The sequence below is a fragment of the Acinetobacter sp. B-6 genome (genome assembly GCF_056930735.1).
The window spans coordinates 38409-57219 of record NZ_JBXPBY010000011.1; the positions used below are offsets into that span (position 1 = coordinate 38409).

At 38.3% G+C, this 18811-nt stretch carries 17 protein-coding genes and 1 tRNA gene; 8 read left to right on the plus strand and 10 right to left on the minus strand.

Translation table 11 applies throughout. The features are described from left to right. Positions 1-157: 157 nt before the first annotated feature. On the minus strand, positions 158-505 hold the full coding sequence (locus AC1Z3T_RS14160; protein WP_483396708.1) for a hypothetical protein: 348 nt from the start codon (positions 503-505) through the stop codon (positions 158-160). A 255-nt stretch (positions 506-760) separates the two neighbouring features. On the opposite strand from AC1Z3T_RS14160, the gene AC1Z3T_RS14165 reads away from it, so the two are divergent. Both AC1Z3T_RS14165 and AC1Z3T_RS14170 read left to right on the plus strand, forming a co-directional pair. Continuing rightward, positions 761-988 (plus strand): hypothetical protein, encoded by a 228-nt coding sequence (locus tag AC1Z3T_RS14165; RefSeq protein WP_004826172.1) that lies wholly within the window; start codon positions 761-763, stop codon positions 986-988. A 667-nt stretch (positions 989-1655) separates the two neighbouring features. Then, positions 1656-1731, plus strand: a tRNA-Thr gene (locus AC1Z3T_RS14170). A 112-nt stretch (positions 1732-1843) separates the two neighbouring features. Here AC1Z3T_RS14170 and AC1Z3T_RS14175 read toward each other — a convergent pair. From AC1Z3T_RS14175 to AC1Z3T_RS14185, 3 genes are all read right to left on the minus strand, one after another. Further along, a complete protein-coding gene (locus AC1Z3T_RS14175; protein ID WP_483396709.1) occupies positions 1844-2659 on the minus strand; it encodes an SAM-dependent methyltransferase in 816 nt (271 codons plus the stop codon). 54 nt (positions 2660-2713) lie between these two features. After that, positions 2714-4012 (minus strand): FAD-dependent oxidoreductase, encoded by a 1299-nt coding sequence (locus AC1Z3T_RS14180; protein ID WP_009585502.1) that lies wholly within the window; start codon positions 4010-4012, stop codon positions 2714-2716. Between the two features lie 719 nt (positions 4013-4731). Continuing rightward, positions 4732-5607: a pirin family protein gene (locus AC1Z3T_RS14185; RefSeq protein ID WP_042087867.1), complete on the minus strand. Its 876-nt coding sequence runs from the start codon at positions 5605-5607 to the stop codon at positions 4732-4734. A 276-nt stretch (positions 5608-5883) separates the two neighbouring features. Here AC1Z3T_RS14185 and ycaC point away from each other — a divergent pair, with 276 nt between their 5' ends. Beyond that, positions 5884-6510 carry an isochorismate family cysteine hydrolase YcaC gene (ycaC, locus tag AC1Z3T_RS14190; RefSeq protein ID WP_004826162.1) on the plus strand — a complete coding sequence of 209 codons (627 nt, stop codon included), beginning with the start codon at positions 5884-5886 and terminating at the stop codon, positions 6508-6510. A gap of 117 nt (positions 6511-6627) precedes the next feature. After that, the gene (locus AC1Z3T_RS14195) at positions 6628-7551 is read left to right on the plus strand and encodes a LysR substrate-binding domain-containing protein (protein ID WP_005035221.1); all 924 of its coding nucleotides are present in this window, start codon (positions 6628-6630) and stop codon (positions 7549-7551) included. Positions 7552-7619: 68 nt separating this feature from the next. Here the strand turns inward: AC1Z3T_RS14195 and ahpC are convergent, their stop codons facing one another. Beyond that, a complete protein-coding gene (ahpC, locus tag AC1Z3T_RS14200) occupies positions 7620-8183 on the minus strand; it encodes an alkyl hydroperoxide reductase subunit C (protein ID WP_009585469.1) in 564 nt (187 codons plus the stop codon). A gap of 200 nt (positions 8184-8383) precedes the next feature. Between ahpC and AC1Z3T_RS14205 the strand changes: the two genes are divergently transcribed. Further along, on the plus strand, positions 8384-8719 hold the full coding sequence (locus AC1Z3T_RS14205; protein ID WP_042087865.1) for a hypothetical protein: 336 nt from the start codon (positions 8384-8386) through the stop codon (positions 8717-8719). A 169-nt stretch (positions 8720-8888) separates the two neighbouring features. Here AC1Z3T_RS14205 and AC1Z3T_RS14210 read toward each other — a convergent pair whose 3' ends face one another. Continuing rightward, positions 8889-9764 carry an AraC family transcriptional regulator gene (locus tag AC1Z3T_RS14210; protein ID WP_058967350.1) on the minus strand — a complete coding sequence of 292 codons (876 nt, stop codon included), beginning with the start codon at positions 9762-9764 and terminating at the stop codon, positions 8889-8891. 182 nt (positions 9765-9946) lie between these two features. Between AC1Z3T_RS14210 and AC1Z3T_RS14215 the strand changes: the two genes are divergently transcribed. Continuing rightward, on the plus strand, positions 9947-10852 hold the full coding sequence (locus AC1Z3T_RS14215; RefSeq protein WP_009585506.1) for a DMT family transporter: 906 nt from the start codon (positions 9947-9949) through the stop codon (positions 10850-10852). 147 nt (positions 10853-10999) lie between these two features. Here AC1Z3T_RS14215 and ssb read toward each other — a convergent pair whose 3' ends face one another. The 3 genes from ssb to AC1Z3T_RS14230 all read right to left on the minus strand — a co-directional run bounded on the left by ssb (position 11000) and on the right by AC1Z3T_RS14230 (position 14222). Beyond that, complete coding sequence (gene ssb / locus AC1Z3T_RS14220) at positions 11000-11584, minus strand: single-stranded DNA-binding protein (protein ID WP_004826134.1); 585 nt, start codon at positions 11582-11584, stop codon at positions 11000-11002. 51 nt (positions 11585-11635) lie between these two features. Beyond that, a complete protein-coding gene (locus AC1Z3T_RS14225) occupies positions 11636-13000 on the minus strand; it encodes an MFS transporter (protein ID WP_009585507.1) in 1365 nt (454 codons plus the stop codon). 139 nt (positions 13001-13139) lie between these two features. Then, a complete protein-coding gene (locus AC1Z3T_RS14230) occupies positions 13140-14222 on the minus strand; it encodes a DUF475 domain-containing protein (RefSeq protein WP_171249373.1) in 1083 nt (360 codons plus the stop codon). Positions 14223-14459: 237 nt separating this feature from the next. Here AC1Z3T_RS14230 and tenA point away from each other — a divergent pair, with 237 nt between their 5' ends. Then, positions 14460-15131, plus strand: a complete 672-nt coding sequence (tenA, locus tag AC1Z3T_RS14235; protein WP_005035207.1) for a thiaminase II — start codon at positions 14460-14462, stop codon at positions 15129-15131. Positions 15132-15254: 123 nt separating this feature from the next. Here tenA and AC1Z3T_RS14240 read toward each other — a convergent pair whose 3' ends face one another. Next, complete coding sequence (locus AC1Z3T_RS14240; protein WP_100886148.1) at positions 15255-17087, minus strand: choice-of-anchor I family protein; 1833 nt, start codon at positions 17085-17087, stop codon at positions 15255-15257. Positions 17088-17411: 324 nt separating this feature from the next. On the opposite strand from AC1Z3T_RS14240, the gene mdtD reads away from it, so the two are divergent. Then, a complete protein-coding gene (gene mdtD, locus AC1Z3T_RS14245) occupies positions 17412-18803 on the plus strand; it encodes a multidrug transporter subunit MdtD (protein WP_004826126.1) in 1392 nt (463 codons plus the stop codon). The last annotated feature ends 8 nt before the right edge of the window (positions 18804-18811 follow it).

An 18811-nucleotide genomic window follows, 5' to 3' on the forward strand; every position in this document is an offset into this window, starting at 1 on the left:
GATTGATCTGCTTAAAACATCAAGCACAAGTAACCTGTAATTTTTACTGAAACCGATCTGTTTTAGACACATCGGTTTTATTTCAATCTGATCGAATGGGATAATCTGAAATTGTCTGACCTCAACAGACTTCTTAGCTTGATCGAAAAATAAGAGCTTATCTCGTTTCAGTCGGCGTCACTACATCTGCTGACTGACACACCTCTTGCCACTTGACTTTGAAATCATCAATGGCTTTTTGACGGGTTAAAGGAATTTGATAAATCGGAACATCCTTTGCATCGTCAATCATACCTTTTAACAATACCTGCTCTTTTGCAGACAAGGCTTCAGGATTAAAGTCCACATCATCCAGCGACAAACCACTTTGACGTAACTGCATTAACATTGCGGAGGTTTCTTCAACCAACTGACATTCATTCGGAACTTCAGCATGTGCAACCGAAACCCAAAATAATAAAATACTGAATCTTTTCATTCTCAATTGTTCTGTTTTTGACTTCATTGAGTTATACGATATTTAAACTGTTTTTTGAAGCAAATAGATACATATCCACTGAATGAATCAGACAATTCCCTATTTCAATTCATACTTTCTTGAATTAGTATCAAGTGAAAAGAACTTCTCGATATATGCAAAGGAGGTGAAATACAAAATAAAAATCATATAGATGTAATATTCTCTTTAGATAATGATGATGCAGTACCTATTAGCGATTCAAACAAGTTTATGACATAAAACTGCTATTCGGGAGCAACAATGAATAACAGCGCCAATTATGTAAGACAAGTCAAAAATGCTAAACGTGGTGGATACACCCCAACTATTGCCAAGGATGTAAATAAACATAAAATTCAGAAAGCTATCCAGTTGATTGAGCAATGGAGAAAACTCGCAAACGAATTGAAACCCCAAATGCAATTTGATATGGCAATCACTCTAGAAGAATGCGCACAAGATTTAGATCATATTTTGAGGAGAAAATAAGTCTATATTTTTAAATCGGATAAAGATTTATTCAAATTCACTAAAAACCATAAGGCTTACATTTCAGTAAGCCTTTTTGCCAGTACACAACCATTTCATCTCTATCGCATCCATCCACTTTAACTCATTTTGGCTGAGTGATTGATCCAACGAGACCATCCTAGAAGATATTTGATACACAACCAACAATTCCAAGGAAAATCAAATCATTCAAGATCAGAAAAATATGGTTTGGATTTAAAAATACTAAAAAAATAATATGTTTTTTTGAAATAATAAATACTTCACTATTTACATATCAATTCAACTTTGATAAAAATAATGCATATTATTTCACACTAAAAAATAAATACTATGAAAAACTTCCAAATCGTTTTATTTGCAATTTTATTGCTTGCCAATAGTGTGGTTTTTTCAATGACAATTTTTGGCTAAGTATCTAAAATCAGCACAATTCTAAAATTAGATGACAGATTGCTTAAAAAACCAATCTATATTGTACAAACCGGCATTTACTAGTTTAATTCTTTTAACCTCTCTTTCAATATTACAGCTTTCCCAAACATTTTAAAAATCTTTGATTTTAAATAAAAAAACTTTAACTCACTCAAGTGCTTATTTTTTGGCTTGCATTCTTATCATTTTTCTGTAGAATTCTCGCCACGTTGCCGGCATAGCTCAGTTGGTAGAGCAACTGACTTGTAATCAGTAGGTCCACAGTTCGAATCCGTGTGCCGGCACCATTTTTTACTTAGCCTCGCTTTTTTAGTGAGGCTTTGTTGTTTCTGAATCATGCTTTTTGCATCGTCATATCGGTCTTCTTTTTCCGATTTCTTCAATTAAAAAATCTTATGTTTATGCTTTTATCGCACTGATCTGTATATAGCGCACGACGCCCTCGTTAAATAGTGTTTCGCAGAGCTTGGCTGTCATCTGTATTTTGAATTGATCCAGCCCTCGCCCCATGTCTTTTCTAGCAGCAATATATTGACTAAACCCAGCAAATACCGCTGTAGAAATATCTTGAATCTCAATCTGGTTAAAATGATGTTGTGCTAGTCCTTGATGAATTTGCTGTTCTGTCTTTAAAGTTTTGAATCGAACATCTGCTGCTTTGAGTAAGTATTGATATTTGAGTTTTTGTTTTGAATTTAAATGGACATCTGACAGCATCAAATAATGAAAAGCTAAACGTCCTTTTGAATTTAAAAGTGGTGCAACTGAAGTCAGAAATGAATTTAAATCACTATGATAGGCTGCATCAATACACATCGCCACATCAAAAGCTTGAGAGAAAAGGTTTTTATTTAAATTCAAAAATGATTGGCAATGAACTGCTTTAACACGGGGAAGTAGCTTTTGAATTTTCTTGACGCAGTGTGGTTGTAGCTCTACTGCTTCAAGATGCTGAATCTGATAATGCGTTAACCAATATTTTAAACTCGCACCTTGCCCACAACCCAAATCTAGCACACGATCATGCGATTGAAGTTGCACGGCGTCTGCAAGTCCTTGTGCAAGCTGTTGGCAGGCTTGGGGGTAGGAAGACGTTGTTACTGTCCACAAGCCGAGATTGGTCCAAGCACATTCAGCGGTATCGCCCAACATCTTTGCATTGATTGCATATTTATGTTTGGGAAGTTGTTGCTGAATTGCTTGAATCCATTTCATGTTTAAATGCTCAATCTGAAAGTGATGCTGACACACCACCCATCTGATTTAGCATTAATAACCGAGTTGTGGTGCGACCTCAACATTAGGCTTTAAACCTTTAAATGGCAATGGTGCATTAAATATCTCTGCAATATGCATTGCCGAAGTGACCGCTGACTCAAGGATAGGTAAGCCATCACAAGACCATGAACCACAATAAAAGACTTTGCGATTTGCCACTTTATGGCGCGCTTGCAACTCTTTATTCAGCGCAACAGTTTCAGAGTCTACCACAGCTCGCGTTAAGGTCACTGTTGAAATGATTTTCTTAGGATCAATTGTCGTGACAGGACGCCAAGTTTGGAAGACTGGAGACTTGCCCACCAGACTCGGTTCAATCGAGTTGAGCCAAACCGTGAACTGTTGCTTGGTAAATTTACGGTCCATCATATAGCTCAACACTGACCAGTCTTTACGGTTTGGAGGCATCACCGTTGGATCAGTGTGCATGACCAATTCACCCTGCTCAAATTTAAACTTTTTCAAAAGTTCAATATCATCAGCAAACTGTTCAACATTTAAAAAACTGTCCAATTTGTTGGTCGGGGTGGCAACCACAACACGATCAAACTGGAATTGCTCGCCTTGAGCATTTTTAACCAAAACACCTTCGCCCTGTTCTTCAACCAGCGTAATTTCAGAACTGCTATGTATATCAATGCCTTCGATTAATTTATCGACAAAAGCAGGTGTACCGCCATGTAAACGAAGCAATGCATCGCCATCAGTTAATTGCTTTAAAAAGATTAACAACGGCTTTGCTGGCCATTCACCAATCGTTTTAGGGTCACAGGTACAAATTGTATAGAGCACTGGCATTACCGCACCATGCCAAAATACTTCTTCGATTTCATTCTGATTGATAAAATCTGCGAGGGTAATCTCTTGATTTTTAGATTTAAAAAACTGAGAAATTGCTGTTTTAAGTTGCAACATCCCTTTCACCAAACGCCATCCGTACTGCTTAATGCCTTTGCGGTTATTGATAATCGGAAAATTACCAATCCGAGTACGAGAGGTGGTCAACCATGTTTCTGTTTTATCTTCAAATAACCAACTGCACGCCATAAAAGTACGTACAGGAAATGTTTTTATACCCAAATGTGTCGCTAGGCTAAGCGTGTTTTTCCATAAATGTGGATTCATCACACGTAATGGCGCATCAATTAAGCCACCTTCAAACTCAATACTGTGACTATCCATCCCACGACCAGGTAATGCTTCAAAGATGGTAATGTGATGACCTGCATCTTTAAGAATTCTTGCGGTAGCTAGGCCAGCCATACCACTACCAATCACTGCAATATCCAAAGTTATTATCCGTGCGTAACCATTTTTTTTATTATGAGCTATAGCGGATTAAATCACGGTATTAAAAAGTTCCACATTTAACTTTTTTTGTTGGAATTTTTTTAGAAAAAAATGCCCATTTTAAGCTTACCATTCATCGGAATCCTAAACACTGCGAATGTATGCGATCTACATGATTTATATTTCATTTTTATTTTCATATATTGAAAAATTCTGTTAAAAACATAAAGATAATTTAACTATTTATTAAAAAATCGTTTACAAACCGTATTTTCTTATTTAAAATTTACAGCATAAAAATGATAAGCAAATCACATTTATAACAAAAACAAATAATTATGACTATATCGACAATAAAAGAAACTACAGCACAAAAAGGATCTCTATAGTGTGGAATAGAGATCCTTTTTTTTCACTTTGAAATTTACCTATAAGATGAAAATTTTTGCTGTTGTTTGCATAATAAGCCTTGATCAATTTTTATCATTATGCTCAGAATTTAGACAAACAACCCAATATGTGCTTTACTTCACATTTTTCATTTATTATGATGCATGAAATACATTAAAACCATCGTATAAGAATAGCAATTTCGAATACAAGAAAACTACAGCGTAAAGAGCTTTTGATTGATGAGATCAAAGCTCTTTTTTCTTTTTCAGACCCGAACTTCATACAATTTCGAGTATAAAAAAGCGGATTTTACAATCCGCCTTTGTTTAAGCTTCTGCTGCAATTTCGCCGAATTTACCTTGATTGAAATCGTTAAAAGCTTGCACGATCTCTTCCTTGGTATTCATCACAAATGGACCATAACCCTGAATAGGTTCATTCAACGGTTTACCAGTCAATACCAAAAACTTAGCATCTTGCACCGCTTCAAGTTGAATTGCTACATCGCCATCTTGATCAAACATGACGATCGAACTGTCGAGTACTTTTTGCGTACCGTTGAGTAGCATTTCACCTTCAAGGACAACCACCAACGCATTGTGGTCAACAGGAACATGAACAATTTGCGTGTGGTCTGCTTTTAATTGACCATCCCATACATTCACAGGGCTAAATGTTGAAGCAGCGCCTTGTTGTTCAGCATATTTTCCAGCAATCACACGCAAATGCCCTGCATCATCATCAAAATGAATCACAGGAATATCTTGTGCAGAAATGGCTTGGTACTTCGGTTGAGTCATTTTATCTGCCGCAGGTAAGTTTACCCAAAGCTGAACCATTTCAAACAGACCGCCTTTTTCGGTAAACTCATGTGAATGGAATTCTTCATGAACTAAACCAGCGCCCGCAGTCATCCATTGCACATCACCAGTTTTAATCGTTCCACCACCGCCATGTGAATCCTTATGCGTCACTTCACCTTGATATGCAATAGTTACTGTTTCAAAACCACGATGAGGATGCGAACCCACACCATGCTGTTCATGACTCGGTGCAAATGTATAAGGTGCGGCATAGTCTAAAAGTAAAAACGGGCTGATTGCCTGACCTAAACGATCATAAGAAAACAAGCTTTTCACTGGGAAGCCATCACCCACCCAATGCATATTTTGATTGCGGTATACACCGATAATTCTTTTCATCTCAATACTCCTATCTCTAGGCTTTAATATGATTGTATTTTATGTTTTTTAAAGTGCTGAATACAGCAACCCATCAATACACTGTATCTCAAATATAGGACATTAAAGCCCAATACTCCCTCTTACTTGCCTGATAATAATCTTATATATGGGATTATTTATCTCACTTTTTAGACTTATTTGTTCAATATAAACCCCCTAAGATAAAGTCCATACAAAGCAATTTGTTTTGTTTTTAAGCACAATTTAAACTTTTTTAAATTCAGGATATAAAAAATGGGCAAACCTTACGTTCGTTTAAATAAAGAAGATGCAGCCGTATTATTAGTCGATCATCAAACAGGATTGTTGTCTTTAGTACGTGATATTGATCCAGATAAATTTAAGAATAATGTATTGGCACTCGCAGCAGCAGCTAAATATTTTAACCTTCCAACCATTTTAACCACCAGTTTTGAAGATGGTCCAAATGGTCCGCTTGTACCAGAGTTAAAACAACTCTTTCCAGATGCACCTTATATCGCTCGCCCTGGTCAAATCAATGCTTGGGACAATGAAGACTTTGTGAAAGCTGTAAAAGCAACTGGCAAAAAGCAATTGATTATTGCAGGGGTTGTGACTGAAGTTTGTGTGGCTTTTCCTGCCCTTTCAGCCCTTGAAGAAGACTTTGATGTGTTTGTGATTACCGATGCTTCTGGCACTTTCAATCCACTCACTCGTGATTCAGCTTGGGATCGTATGAGCAGTGCAGGCGCACAGTTAATGACTTGGTTTGGTGCTGCCTGTGAATTACATCGTGACTGGCGCAATGACATCGAAGGTTTAGGTACATTATTTGGCAACCATATACCTGACTACCGTAACCTGATCAACAGTTACAATCAGAATACTTCTCAAAAATAAGACAATCTGCTCTCAAATAGAAATGTAAGCGCTTACATTTCTATTTTGAGTGGATATGATTGAGTGTATTTTCCTATCAGTGATATGATCTAAACAACCCAATTCAGAGATATAGCTGTGCATTCTTTTGACGACTACTATTATTTTTATTTGGTTGTAAAGCATGGCGGATTTAGTGCTGCAAGTGAAGCCAGTAACATTACCAAGTCAAAACTTAGCCGACGTATTTTGGATTTGGAAGCAAAATTCAATGTCACTTTAATTCAACGTTCGACACGGCATTTTAAAGTCACACCTTTAGGGCAAGAATTTTTTGAAGAATGCTCCAAGATTATTGATCAAGCTGATACTGCACAGAATGTACTGTTAAAGCAAAAAGTTGAATTGCAGGGACTGATTAAAATTAGTTGCCCTCCCGTGATGTTAGAACACCAAGTTCGTCCTATTTTAAATCAGTTTTTAAAAAAATATCCCAAGGTCAATGTTGAATTAGCATTGACCAGTCGACGTATCGATGTTTTGCATGATGATATTGATTTGGCGATTCGTACCAATTTCACCATGAATGAAGACTCTAGTATCATTGTTCGTGACATTATTAAAACCACGCATTGTTTAGTGATTAGTCCTGAACTTTTAGGCGACCGTGAAATTCAGCATGTCACCGAGTTATGTGAGTTTCCAAGCATTGTTTTAGGTACAGACAAACAGCATTATCATTGGCATTTACATCATAACGAGCAACAAGAGGAAATCGATATTCCTCTGCAACCGCGTATCAAGAGCAATGACTTGATGGGTGCCTATTATGCAGTTTTGGATGGTTTAGGCATTGCCGATCTGCCTTATTTAACCGTAGAACAAGATATTGTTTCGGGTCGTTTGATTCATATTTTACCTGAATGGTGTTCCAATATCGGGACTGTACAACTGGTTTATGCATCCAGAAAAGGACAACGCTTAGTGATGGAAAAACTCATTGAGGATCTTGTTGAAGGCATCCGTGCTTATGCCCCTCAACAAGAGGGTTATGTTCTCTAAAGCCAATTTAAAAATAAAAAACCAGAAGTAGCACTTCTGGTTTTTTGAGACTCAAAATCATTGAACAATTAGATTTTACCAATCAGGTCAATTGATGGCGCAAGTGTCGCATCACCTTCTTTCCATTTTGCTGGGCAAACTTCACCTGGGTGAGTATGGACATATTGTGCAGCTTTGACCTTACGCAATAGCTCTTGTGCATCACGACCAATACCGCCGGCATTGATTTCTACGATTTGAATCTTACCTTCAGGATCAATGACAAATGTACCACGGTCTGCAAGACCTTCAGCTTCAATCAGCACTTCAAAGTTTTTTGCCAATGCCCAAGTTGGATCACCAATCATTGGATATTGAATCTTTTTGATTTCGTCTGAATTGTCATGCCAAGCTTTATGGGTAAAGTGAGTATCTGTAGAGACTGAATAAATTTCGACACCCATTTTCTGGAATTCTGCATAATTATCGGCGAGATCACCTAACTCTGTCGGACAAACAAAGGTGAAATCCGCAGGATAGAAAAATACAACTGACCATTTACCAAAGAAATCTTTTTCAGACACTTCAATAAATTCACCGTTTTTATATGCTGTTGCGTTGAATGCTTTAATTTCAGTATTGATTAAACTCATGTGATCTTCCTTCAATTTGTTTCAGGGATTGCTTATCTGTGAAGCCACTATACGAAAAATATTTAAATCGGTAAAACTGTAGTTTTTAATAAAATAAATCGGTTTTATAAATTAAAAAGGCTTTTCATGTTGTTCTTGCAAAGTGGCTTGACCTCGCAAGAATTAATCTGTAAATTTTCTTTTTGCGTGGACTTTAAAAAATGACGTTCTCAGCTATTTTGGAGCAATTCCAAAACCTTCCTTTTGGTACAGATGCCTTTAAACAACTGAAAATAAACTGTGAAGATCAAATTCTTGATTGCGAATCAGACTTTGAGAAAACAGCATTGTTTATCATTTATGGCTTTGCCAAAAACTATGTTTTACTCTATGAAGATCAAGCCATCACTGCTGAGTTTGCAACCAAAGCAAAATCACAACTACTCGATTATATGCATCAATTTAATTCAGCACTGCGCAGTAATAATAGCCAACAGATCATGCAAAGCTATAATCAAGTGAGCAATCACTATATGCACAGCTCACGTATTTTCTAAGCCCCTTTCAAAATACTGCCTTTTAGTTTTAGTGTCATCCCATACAACAAGGTTGATCATTCGACCTTGTTGTAATATCCGTAACGCCTCAGAATAGAAAACCCGTGATGATTGAAAACTACAAAATAAGTAAATTACCCAAAGCTTCTATTTCAAAGCCTCGATCATATTAATAACGACTTTTTTCAGCTTTTCTCATTTGAGATGGAGAATACCCAAATTGCTTTTTAAAACGATTGCTAAAATGGCTACTTGAGCTGAATCCGTATTGTTCTGAAATGTCCATCATACTCGCTTTGGTTTGTTGTAAAGCTTGATGAGCCAATTCCAGACGACGTTGCATCACATATTGATGTGGTGGGATCTGCATGGATTGCTTAAACATATGTGCAAAATGATATTCGCTCAGTTGAGCTTGTTGAGCCAAATCAGATAGGGTCAAGCTTTGCTGAATATGCTGATCAATCCATTCCAATACGTGTTTGAGTGTATAAGGCGACAAGCCCCCTTTGATCTCTGGCGCCTGCCACTGAGCAGCACTATAATTTTTAATCAGATGATTGAGCAACAGTGTCGTGGCTGTACTCATTTGCAAGTGGTTTTCACTGTCCTGCCAAGCCGTATTTAATAAAAAATGACGATAGATCATGGCAATCTGTGGATCAGCAACAAAAATTTGCGGATCTAATATAATTTGACTCGGCTCACGATCCCACACTTGTTCTGCTACACGTTGTAAGTGTTGCTTGGTATAGTAAAGATGCGCAAAAGTGAGCGGATCTCGTAGATCCCAAGTTGACTCAAAATCTTGAGGCATTAAGCACATATGGTCAGGTCCACCACCATTGTGCCAACCTTGTGCCGTCTTTTGATAACTGTGATACCCACCTTGAACATACATACTCAGGGTATGGTGGTTACTGCATACACTTACACGATCTTGGTTATTTTGCCACATGGCTAATTGCATACCAGAACCCAACTCGACCGAATCCAGCAGTTGAGCTTTGTGCTGTTGCAATTGATCGAAAATCTGATATTTCATCTTCTATACGCAGTACCAAATTTGAATATTGAGTGTAAGACTTTAAGTTTATTTTATCATTGATATAAAAATGTGAGTAGAAAAAAACCACAAGCTCATGATAGCCACCGCAAGCAGGTGCAAGAAATAGGTGGCTTAAATCAAGCACAATAGTGCTGATCGTTTAGTTTGGTTGAAAGAATATGAATGCACTCCTATATGTATTGGTCGTGGTGATTTGGGGAACGACTTGGATTGCAATTACTCTGCAACAACAAAGTGGTATATCGGTCAATGTGGCGGTGTTCTGGCGCTTCTTTATTTCAGCAATGTTCTTATTTGCAGTGATTATGTTGTGCCGAAAAAAGCAAAAGTTAGCTTTAAACGACCATTTATTTTGTATGCTGCAAGCTTGCTGTATTTTTGGTTTTAACTTTGTTTGCTTTTATTATGCAGTTCAATATATCAGTAGTGGTTTGGAAGCTGTCATTTTTTCAATGGCAGTGATTTTTAACACACTGAATGCCAAAATTTTCTTTAAACAGCAGGTTTCTACATATTTTTATCCTGCGGCTTTGCTCGGTGGATTAGGTATTATTGCCTTGTTTTGGCATGATGTCGTGGGAAACAGCTTAAATCAATATACGCTGATAGGAATAGGTCTGTGTATATTGGGAACCTACGGCTTTTCTCTGGGAAATATGATCAGTGCACGCCATCAAAAAAAGGGGTTGGATATTTTTACCACCAATGCTTATGGCATGTTGTACGGTTCAATCTTAATGGCACTGATCGCGGTGATCAAGCAAGATGAGTTTTTCCCAAATATGCAATTCAGTGCAGTGAGTGCTTTACTATATTTGGCTATTTTTGGCTCAGTGATTGGCTTTACTGCTTATTTCTATTTAGTTGGGCGGATTGGTGCAGCTAAAGCGGCGTATAGTACCTTGTTATTTCCATTGGTCGCTTTGCTGATTTCGACCTTTTGGGAAGGGTATCAATGGCATATCAATGCTGTGATCGGGGTAATTTTAATTTTATCTGGTAATGCAATTTTCTTTATTAAATTACCAAATTTTAGACTCCCTCGCATGCTCAACCGAAGCTAAGTGAAAAAACGATAGCTTACGCTCTGCATGAAATAAAAATAGCCTCTCTTATTTACAAAATAAAAGAGGCTATTTAATACATTAAATATTTGAGTTTAAAGAAATTTAAATTAAATCAACTTCAAATAAATAATTGAGATATTTGATCTAGAACGGCAGATCATCATCTAAATCTGCTGGAGCAGTTGCAGGCGCTTGTTGTGGTTTAGGCGACTGGAAACCCTGATTAACATTGTTTCCACCATTGCCATAACCACCTTGTGGAGCTGCATTACCATAGCCACCTTGGTTGCCTTGATTATAACCACCACCTTGGTTGTTATTAAAACCACCTTGTTGATTGTTATTGAAACGTGGTTGGTTATAGCCCCCGTTTTCACCTGCTTCACCTTGCTGACGGTTGTTATCCAACATCTGCATTTGCTCACCACGGATTTCCGTTGTGTAGCGTTCTTGACCATTTTGATCTGTCCACTGACGTGTACGTAAAGAACCCTCAATATAAACTTTCGAGCCTTTACGTAAATATTGCTGTGCAATTTCACCTAAGCGGTTATGCAACACAATACGATGCCATTCCGTTTGTTCTTTTCTTTCTCCGGAATTTTTATCTGTCCAAGATTCACTGGTCGCTATTGAAAATTGAGTGAGAGACCCCCCATTTGGGAATGTTTTCGTCTCAGGATCACGACCCAAAGTACCAACTAAAATAACTTTATTTACACCACGCATTAGATGTTATCTTCCTATTCGATTCTATGTTTTACTTTATAAGAGTTATGTTTAAATGGCTACCTCTTTCCCAAACAACTGCGTTAAATGTTGTCGCGCAGCATCATCAATCTGCTGTTTATCAACCTTTATATACGCCACTTGCTGGTCAGACATCACCACGACCTCTTCAATACCACGAATTGACAATAACTGAGAAGTCCAATTATCGGTTTGTTTATCCTCAGGTAATCGCAAAACGATTGATGTCAAATATCGTGGTTGAGCCAGCCCAAAACTAATGAGCAACCAAAGTATAGCAATAGCTGCTAAAACACTCCAACCCATTGTTGTATTATTGAGCAAAATTAATTGCCCACCGAGTGTACCACCAAAAAAAGCACCTAAAAATTGAGCACTTGCGTTGACACCCATTGCTGTTGCTTTGGACTGAATCGGTGCAGCTTTGGACAACCATGAAGGTAATAAGGCTTCCATCACATTAAAAGCAATAAAGAATAAGCCCAGACCGAGCAATAAAATATATTTGGATTCATAACCAAATATAAGAATAACCAGACCAGCAATAATGCCTGCAATCGCTGTGAGAAAAATACTGCGCATCTTGCGGTATTTTTCAGCAAGAATAATGCTTGGAAAAGCAAAAAATAAGCTAATCACCAACAGTGGTAAATACACAATGCCATGTTTGGCTAAAGGAATACCTGCAAAGTTAATCAACTGTGAAGGCACATAAATAAACATGGCTGTGAGCAATAAATGCAACGCGAAGACTGAAACATGCAAACGATTCAGATCACCCATTTTTAACACTTGTTTGAGCTGATTGAGATAGCCTTGTTTAAAGTTCTTATGATGACGAGTAGTTTTTGGCACCAAAAACAACATTGAAATTGCCAACAACCCCATCACAGTCGTGACCCAAAAAAGTCCTGAAATACCGACTAAACTGGTTAGCCAAGGTCCGAGGCTAAATGCGACTACAAAAGATAAGCCGATACTCATACCCATCACAGCCATGGCTTTGGTGCGATTTTCTTCGCGAGTCACATCTGCAAGCAATGCCATAACAACCGCTGATACAGCGCCAGCCCCTGCAATCGCCCGTCCAAGAATCACACCATAAATGCTTTCAGACATGGCTGCAATTGCACCACCTAAAGCAAATAGCAGTAAACCAAATACAATCAATGGCTTTCGACTAAAACGGTCTGCCCATAAACTGAAAGGGATTTGCAGAATTGCCTGACTTAAACCGTAGACACCCACCGCCAAACCAATCAAGGCTGGTGTCGCATATTGATAAGACTGCCCCACCACCGAAAACACAGGGATAATCATGAACAGCCCCAACATGCGTAAAGCAAAAATACTACTTAATGCAAAGGTCGAGCGGCGTTCTAAAGGATTCATCATATCTACTGGCTTATCAAAACTGGCGAGCTAATTTTCAAACACATCATCGCATATTGTGGCAACTTTGTGGAAACATTGCGCATAAAAAAGAGCACTTTCAAAGTGCTCTCCCATTGTAATCTTTTTTATTAAAAAAGGATTAATCTTGTTGTTCAATTCGCTTGTTATATTGGATTGATGCGATCACAGCCCAGACAATAAAGGCAACACCGATCAATCCTGTCACCACTTCAGGTACATGGAGTCCAGTACCGCTTGCAATCATAATAAAAGCTAAAGCACCAATCGCATAATGTGCGCCATGCTCAAGGTAGACATAAGCATCAAGTGTACCTTTATCAACAAGATAAATCGTCATTGATCGAACGAACATTGCACCGATGGCCAAGCCCAACATGATGATGACCACATCAGAGGTAATTGCAAAAGCACCAATCACACCATCAAAACTGAAGGAGGCATCAAGGACTTCTAAATAAATAAAACCACCGATACCTGCTTTGATGACGCCTGTTGGAGCACCATTGGCATCGTGTCCTACGGCATTGCCCTCTTCATCAACTTCAGGTTCACCACCCAATAAATGACTCAGCACTTGTACACCAATATAAATGACAATACCCCAAATACCTGCCATGGTCACTACAAGACGTTTTGCCTCTTCAACATTGGCTGCCATCACCAACAAAGCAATGAGTGCGAGGAAAACCGACATCGCAGGCACATTGGCTAAATTTGCTAAACGCTTTTCAACCCACTTAAACCAGTGAGTGTCTTTACCTTCATCCAAGAAGAAGTTTAAGAAAACCAACAATAAGAATGCTCCACCAAAAGCAGCAATTTCTGCATGATGCGCTAATAATTTTGCTGAATATTGGATTGGATCATTTAAAGCCATTTTTACAACTTCAATCATGCCCATATCTGCGGTCACTGCAACGATCACAACAGGGAAAACCAGTCGCATACCAAATACGGCAATCAAGATCCCAACCGTTAAAAAGATCATTTTCCAAAAATGATCCCAATTGCGTAATACAGAGGCATTGACCACAGCATTGTCAAAAGACAAAGACACTTCCATCACAGCCAAAATCGCTGTAATCGTCAGTGCAGACAGCATGGCTTGGACACCTGCATTGGGACCATGGGTAAAGCCCCAATATGCAGATATAGCCAAACACACAACCGTAAAAAAAATTGAGAAACCAAAATGTTTCATCATGAGAATACGACCTACGGAGAATAGTTTTTTAATCAGAACACTGAAATAAAAATTGGGTTTTTAATGCGCACATTATGACGACTTTTTTAGGTTTCTCCAAAAGTTCTTTGTCATATTTTTATGCAAACTCAGTTGAATTTTCTGCATTCAAATACCTAAACCAACCTAGAGTTGTTATAGTCTTGCCAGTTCAAAATGACTTTAATTGCTTGAATGATCGCATAGGAAAATAACATGAGTTTTTCTCAACAGCTTTGGCAACGTAATCTTGCCTTATATAACAAAACATTAGCTTTACCATTTAATCAAGAACTTGCTACTGGCACATTAAGCAAAGACGTTTTTTGTCATTATGTGATCCAAGATGCCCATTATTTAGTGGCGTATGGACGTGCGTTGGCTATTTGTGGTGCAAAAGCCTTTGATGCTGACGATATCATTCAATTTACGCAAGGCGCGAAAGAAGCCATTGTGGTTGAACGCAGTTTGCATGATGGATTTATGCAAAACTTCGGCATCAGCAAAGCTGATTTTGAAAACACACCACTGACGCTTGCTTGCCATCACTATACCTCTTTCTTAACAGCGACAGCGTGGTCAGAAAGCTATCCAGTGGTATTGGCATCATTACTGCCTTGTTTCTGGATTTATGCTGAAGTGGGTAAAGATATTGTCAACAAATCTGTCGCCAATAATCCTTATCAAGCATGGATCGATACCTATTCTGGTGAAGAGTTTAATGAAGCGGTTAAAAATGTTTTGGCAACTATTGACCGTATTGCTGAACATTGTGATGCCGCAACACTTGAGAAAATGCATAAAGCCTATACCAAAGGTGCTGAGTTAGAATGGTTATTTTGGGATGGTGCTTATCATCAAAGACAATGGTTAGGCTTAGATCAGTAATTTATAGATATAATGCTTCCCACTCTCCCTTATACATATTAAGTTTTGGGACAGTGGGCGTTGAAAATGTAATAAAAAAGAGTGCCAAAGCACTCTTTAAAACGAAGAGATTAATTTAAAATTCTACTTTAAATTAATCTGATAAATTGCTGTACTACCGCTCACCTCGTTACCCACAATCAACATTGGTTTAGCGTTCGGTGAATCTTTCGCAGAAACAAACGTCAGTCCTTCAGGTCCTAAGTCACTTTTCTCAATGAGAATCTGTTTACCTTCTTTGTCTAAAATTGGCTGACCATTTGCATCTTTATAAACCTGATCTTGTTTAAAAGTACGGTTGTTAAAATACTGCACAAAAGCAGGTTTTTGAGGATTACTAATATCATAAACCATAATCCCACTTTGACGCTCTAAGCCAATAAAGGCAAAGGTTTTCTTACCAATCGTCCCTAAAGCCAAACCTTCGGGTTCAGGTCCTTTATTATCACTACGGTCATCAAAAGCAGCCGCTTCATGATCACTGTTAAAGTAATTTGGAAATAACTCAGCAACTTTACGTTCAAACTCACTGCCTGAGTCCCAAACCAATTTACCTTGTGTGTCCCAGATACTAAATGAGCGTGCGCCATAGCTATACAGTTTGTTATAGGTCAATAATCCGTTGGCATCTAGTTTTGGAGAACCATCGGTATTGGTTTCATACCCCATATTCCATGCAATATTTAAACGCCCCAATTGGTCGTCCTCACGGCATAAACCTGGACCAGTTGCTGTTGCTCCACAATATGCAAAGACTGTAGCATCCAATTTGGCTCCTTTTACCCCAGCAACAAGATGAGTCAAATGCGCAGGATAATCCCCTTTATTATTAAAACCTTTGACATTGAATAAATGCTTCATTCGAATTGCTTCAGCAAAACCTTTACTTTGGTCTCCAGCATAATATGCAGTTGTGTCATTTAACCATTCACGTGAGTCACCTTCATTTGCGGTCACTAAGTAACTGGTACCATTGGCTTGATAGTGGGCAATTGAATCAGGTTGATACATGCCCATCAAACCAGGCCAAGCTTGAATATTAATATTCTTATCTTTATCACTGACATCCAAAGCATTATTTGCCAGACCATGATCTTTATAGCCCAATGGTAAAATATCAGTCACTTTTTTTGCGACAATATCAATCTTTGCAATGGCATTATTTTCTTGTAAGCTTGCCCAAGCAGTTTTTCCATCTTGGCTAACTGCAATGTATTCAGGTTCTAAGTCTTGGGCGACTGTCGCTTTTGGACCAAAAATTCGTACACCTGATTTAATCAACTCTGCTTTTTTATCATTAAATGCTTTGAAGTCTGCAACAGTTGCGGTTGGCTGACGAATATTCGTGATATCAATAATGCTGATTGAGCCTTCAGGATCAATACTATAATCATCATTAGGCTCAGCCTCATTGGCAACCAAAACTGTTTTACCATCTGAGGTAAAAGTCAGCATATCTGGTAAAGCACCCACTTCAACTTTACTGATGAGTTTTAAATCCTTAGCATCAAAAAACGCCACCATGCCTTTGTCAGTTTTTTGCTTGGCTTGAACGGCTAGCGCAACAATACCATTTTTGATCGCCACAGAATTTACTTCTGACTCTGCCAGGGCTTCACGTGCAGAGAGCTCGCCAATATGCACAGGTGCATCTGGCTTAGACACATCAAGTACATCGACCAAACCTTTTTTGGCGTTGACCACAAATACTCGTTTGGTGCTTGCATCATAAGCAGGAATTTCTGCTGCACTTTCAGCAAAAATACCTGTTTCATAACGACCTAATAGACTTAGGCTAATACTTTCAGGTGTTGCTTCCTCAACCACTGGTGGTGTTGATTGATCATTGTCATCATTACATGCCACCAGTCCCACAGAAAGCATTGCCAAACACAATGCAGAAATCTTTAAGTTCATGCGCCAATCCGTTGTAGTTTAAATTTTCACCACTATAAGAATTAGGGGTGTAAATTTCATGACCAACACATTACACTTTTATTGCAGTTTCTTGACCTTTGACACAGTATCTTTGGCAAAAGCATTTTAAATGTGGGTAAGCTTGATCAGTGATCAAATTTTAACTTTGCACAGAAATCAGTGCATTCAGATCAACTGTACAATGCCTCATTTTTTGACTCATGTACCAAAGCTCATTTATCTCGCTGGTTCAACAACGATTTCATACAGATTTAAGCTGAGCATTGTTTTAAACTATTCACAAAATTGACTTATTTCAGTTCTATGACTGCAACGCCATCGCACAGCAAATTACAGCCTAAATTTTATTTATTGGTTTTTTTAGTTTCGATCGGCTTTTTCATGCAAGGCTTGGATACCACCATTATCAATACTGCCTTGCCTGCAATGGCGGAAAGTTTGCAAGAAAATCCATTAAAAATGCATGGTATTGTCATCAGCTATGTATTGGCTGTTGCCGCCTGTATTCCTTTGAGTGGCTGGTTGGCTGATCGCTTTGGAGTACGTAATACTTTTTTTATCGCGATTGTGATTTTTACCAGTGCCTCTTTGGGTTGTGCGCTATCCAACAATTTCAATTTGCTGATCGCATTCCGAGTCATTCAAGGCATAGGTGGTGCACTACTGGTTCCAGTAGGTCGTTTAGCTATGTTAAAAATTATTCCTCGTGAACAATTTCTTTCAGCAATGAGTCTGATGAGTTTGGCAGGGCTACTCGGACCATTGATGGGTCCTGTTTTAGGAGGGTGGCTGGTTGAATATGCCTCGTGGCATTGGATTTTTTTGATCAATTTACCGATCGGAATCTTAGGGACATTTGTCACCTTTAAAGCCATGCCCAATGTCAAAGAAGCTTCAGTGAAATCTTTCGATTTCAGCGGTTTTGTTCTTTTAGCCATCGCGATGGTGGGTATGGCTCTCGGTATTGAAAATATTGCCAGTAAAGAGATCTCTCGAAACTTCAGTATCGGCTTACTTTCTATCGGCATCATTTCAGCATGTATTTACGCTTATCATGCCCATACGCATCAGAATGCACTATTTCGTAGCCGTTTATTTAAAAATAAAATTTATGCCATCGGTGTATTGGGAAATTTCTTTGCTCGTTTTGGTGGCAACGCAGTACCTTTCATTTTACCGCTCATGTTACAAGTGGCTTTTAAAATGGAGCCTTTGATGACAGGGATCATGATGACGCCAATTGTATTAGGCTCATTATTTTCCAAACCCATCATCCGCCCTATTTTACAACGCACAGGCTATCGTCCATTTTTATTGGTCAATACCTTGTTGATTGGTGCATGTATTGCCAGCTTTGCCTTGCATACCGTCGATACGCCACTTTGGCTGCGCACTCTACACTTCTTTATTTTTGGTGTACTCAATTCATTACAGTTTGTGACCATGAATACGTTGACGCTGAAAGATTTAACTCAACAAGATGCCAGTAGTGGTAACAGTTTCTTGTCGATGATTATGATGCTTTCAATGAGTATTGGTATTGCCTTAGCAGGCACATTATTGAATACTTTTACCGTCTATTTTACAGAGACACATATTACTCAAGCTTTTCACTATACGCTGATCTGCTTAGGTGCAATCAATATCATCACTGCTTTAATTTTCTTTCAGATCCCAAAAGATACCCGAGATTAAACTGTTCA

Excerpts from the sequence above, each read along its gene's own strand:
- AC1Z3T_RS14160 (WP_483396708.1), bottom strand. The coding sequence starts at position 505 with ATGAAGTCAAAAACAGAACAATTGAGAATGAAAAGATTCAGTATTTTA.
- AC1Z3T_RS14165 (WP_004826172.1), top strand. The coding sequence starts at position 761 with ATGAATAACAGCGCCAATTATGTAAGACAAGTCAAAAATGCTAAACGT.
- AC1Z3T_RS14175 (WP_483396709.1), bottom strand. The coding sequence starts at position 2,659 with ATGAAATGGATTCAAGCAATTCAGCAACAACTTCCCAAACATAAATAT.
- AC1Z3T_RS14185 (WP_042087867.1), bottom strand. The coding sequence starts at position 5,607 with ATGAAAAGAATTATCGGTGTATACCGCAATCAAAATATGCATTGGGTG.
- ycaC (WP_004826162.1), top strand. The coding sequence starts at position 5,884 with ATGGGCAAACCTTACGTTCGTTTAAATAAAGAAGATGCAGCCGTATTA.
- ahpC (WP_009585469.1), bottom strand. The coding sequence starts at position 8,183 with ATGAGTTTAATCAATACTGAAATTAAAGCATTCAACGCAACAGCATAT.
- AC1Z3T_RS14205 (WP_042087865.1), top strand. The coding sequence starts at position 8,384 with ATGACGTTCTCAGCTATTTTGGAGCAATTCCAAAACCTTCCTTTTGGT.
- AC1Z3T_RS14210 (WP_058967350.1), bottom strand. The coding sequence starts at position 9,764 with ATGAAATATCAGATTTTCGATCAATTGCAACAGCACAAAGCTCAACTG.
- AC1Z3T_RS14215 (WP_009585506.1), top strand. The coding sequence starts at position 9,947 with ATGAATGCACTCCTATATGTATTGGTCGTGGTGATTTGGGGAACGACT.
- ssb (WP_004826134.1), bottom strand. The coding sequence starts at position 11,584 with ATGCGTGGTGTAAATAAAGTTATTTTAGTTGGTACTTTGGGTCGTGAT.
- AC1Z3T_RS14225 (WP_009585507.1), bottom strand. The coding sequence starts at position 13,000 with ATGATGAATCCTTTAGAACGCCGCTCGACCTTTGCATTAAGTAGTATT.
- AC1Z3T_RS14230 (WP_171249373.1), bottom strand. The coding sequence starts at position 14,222 with ATGAAACATTTTGGTTTCTCAATTTTTTTTACGGTTGTGTGTTTGGCT.
- tenA (WP_005035207.1), top strand. The coding sequence starts at position 14,460 with ATGAGTTTTTCTCAACAGCTTTGGCAACGTAATCTTGCCTTATATAAC.
- AC1Z3T_RS14240 (WP_100886148.1), bottom strand. The coding sequence starts at position 17,087 with ATGAACTTAAAGATTTCTGCATTGTGTTTGGCAATGCTTTCTGTGGGA.
- mdtD (WP_004826126.1), top strand. The coding sequence starts at position 17,412 with ATGACTGCAACGCCATCGCACAGCAAATTACAGCCTAAATTTTATTTA.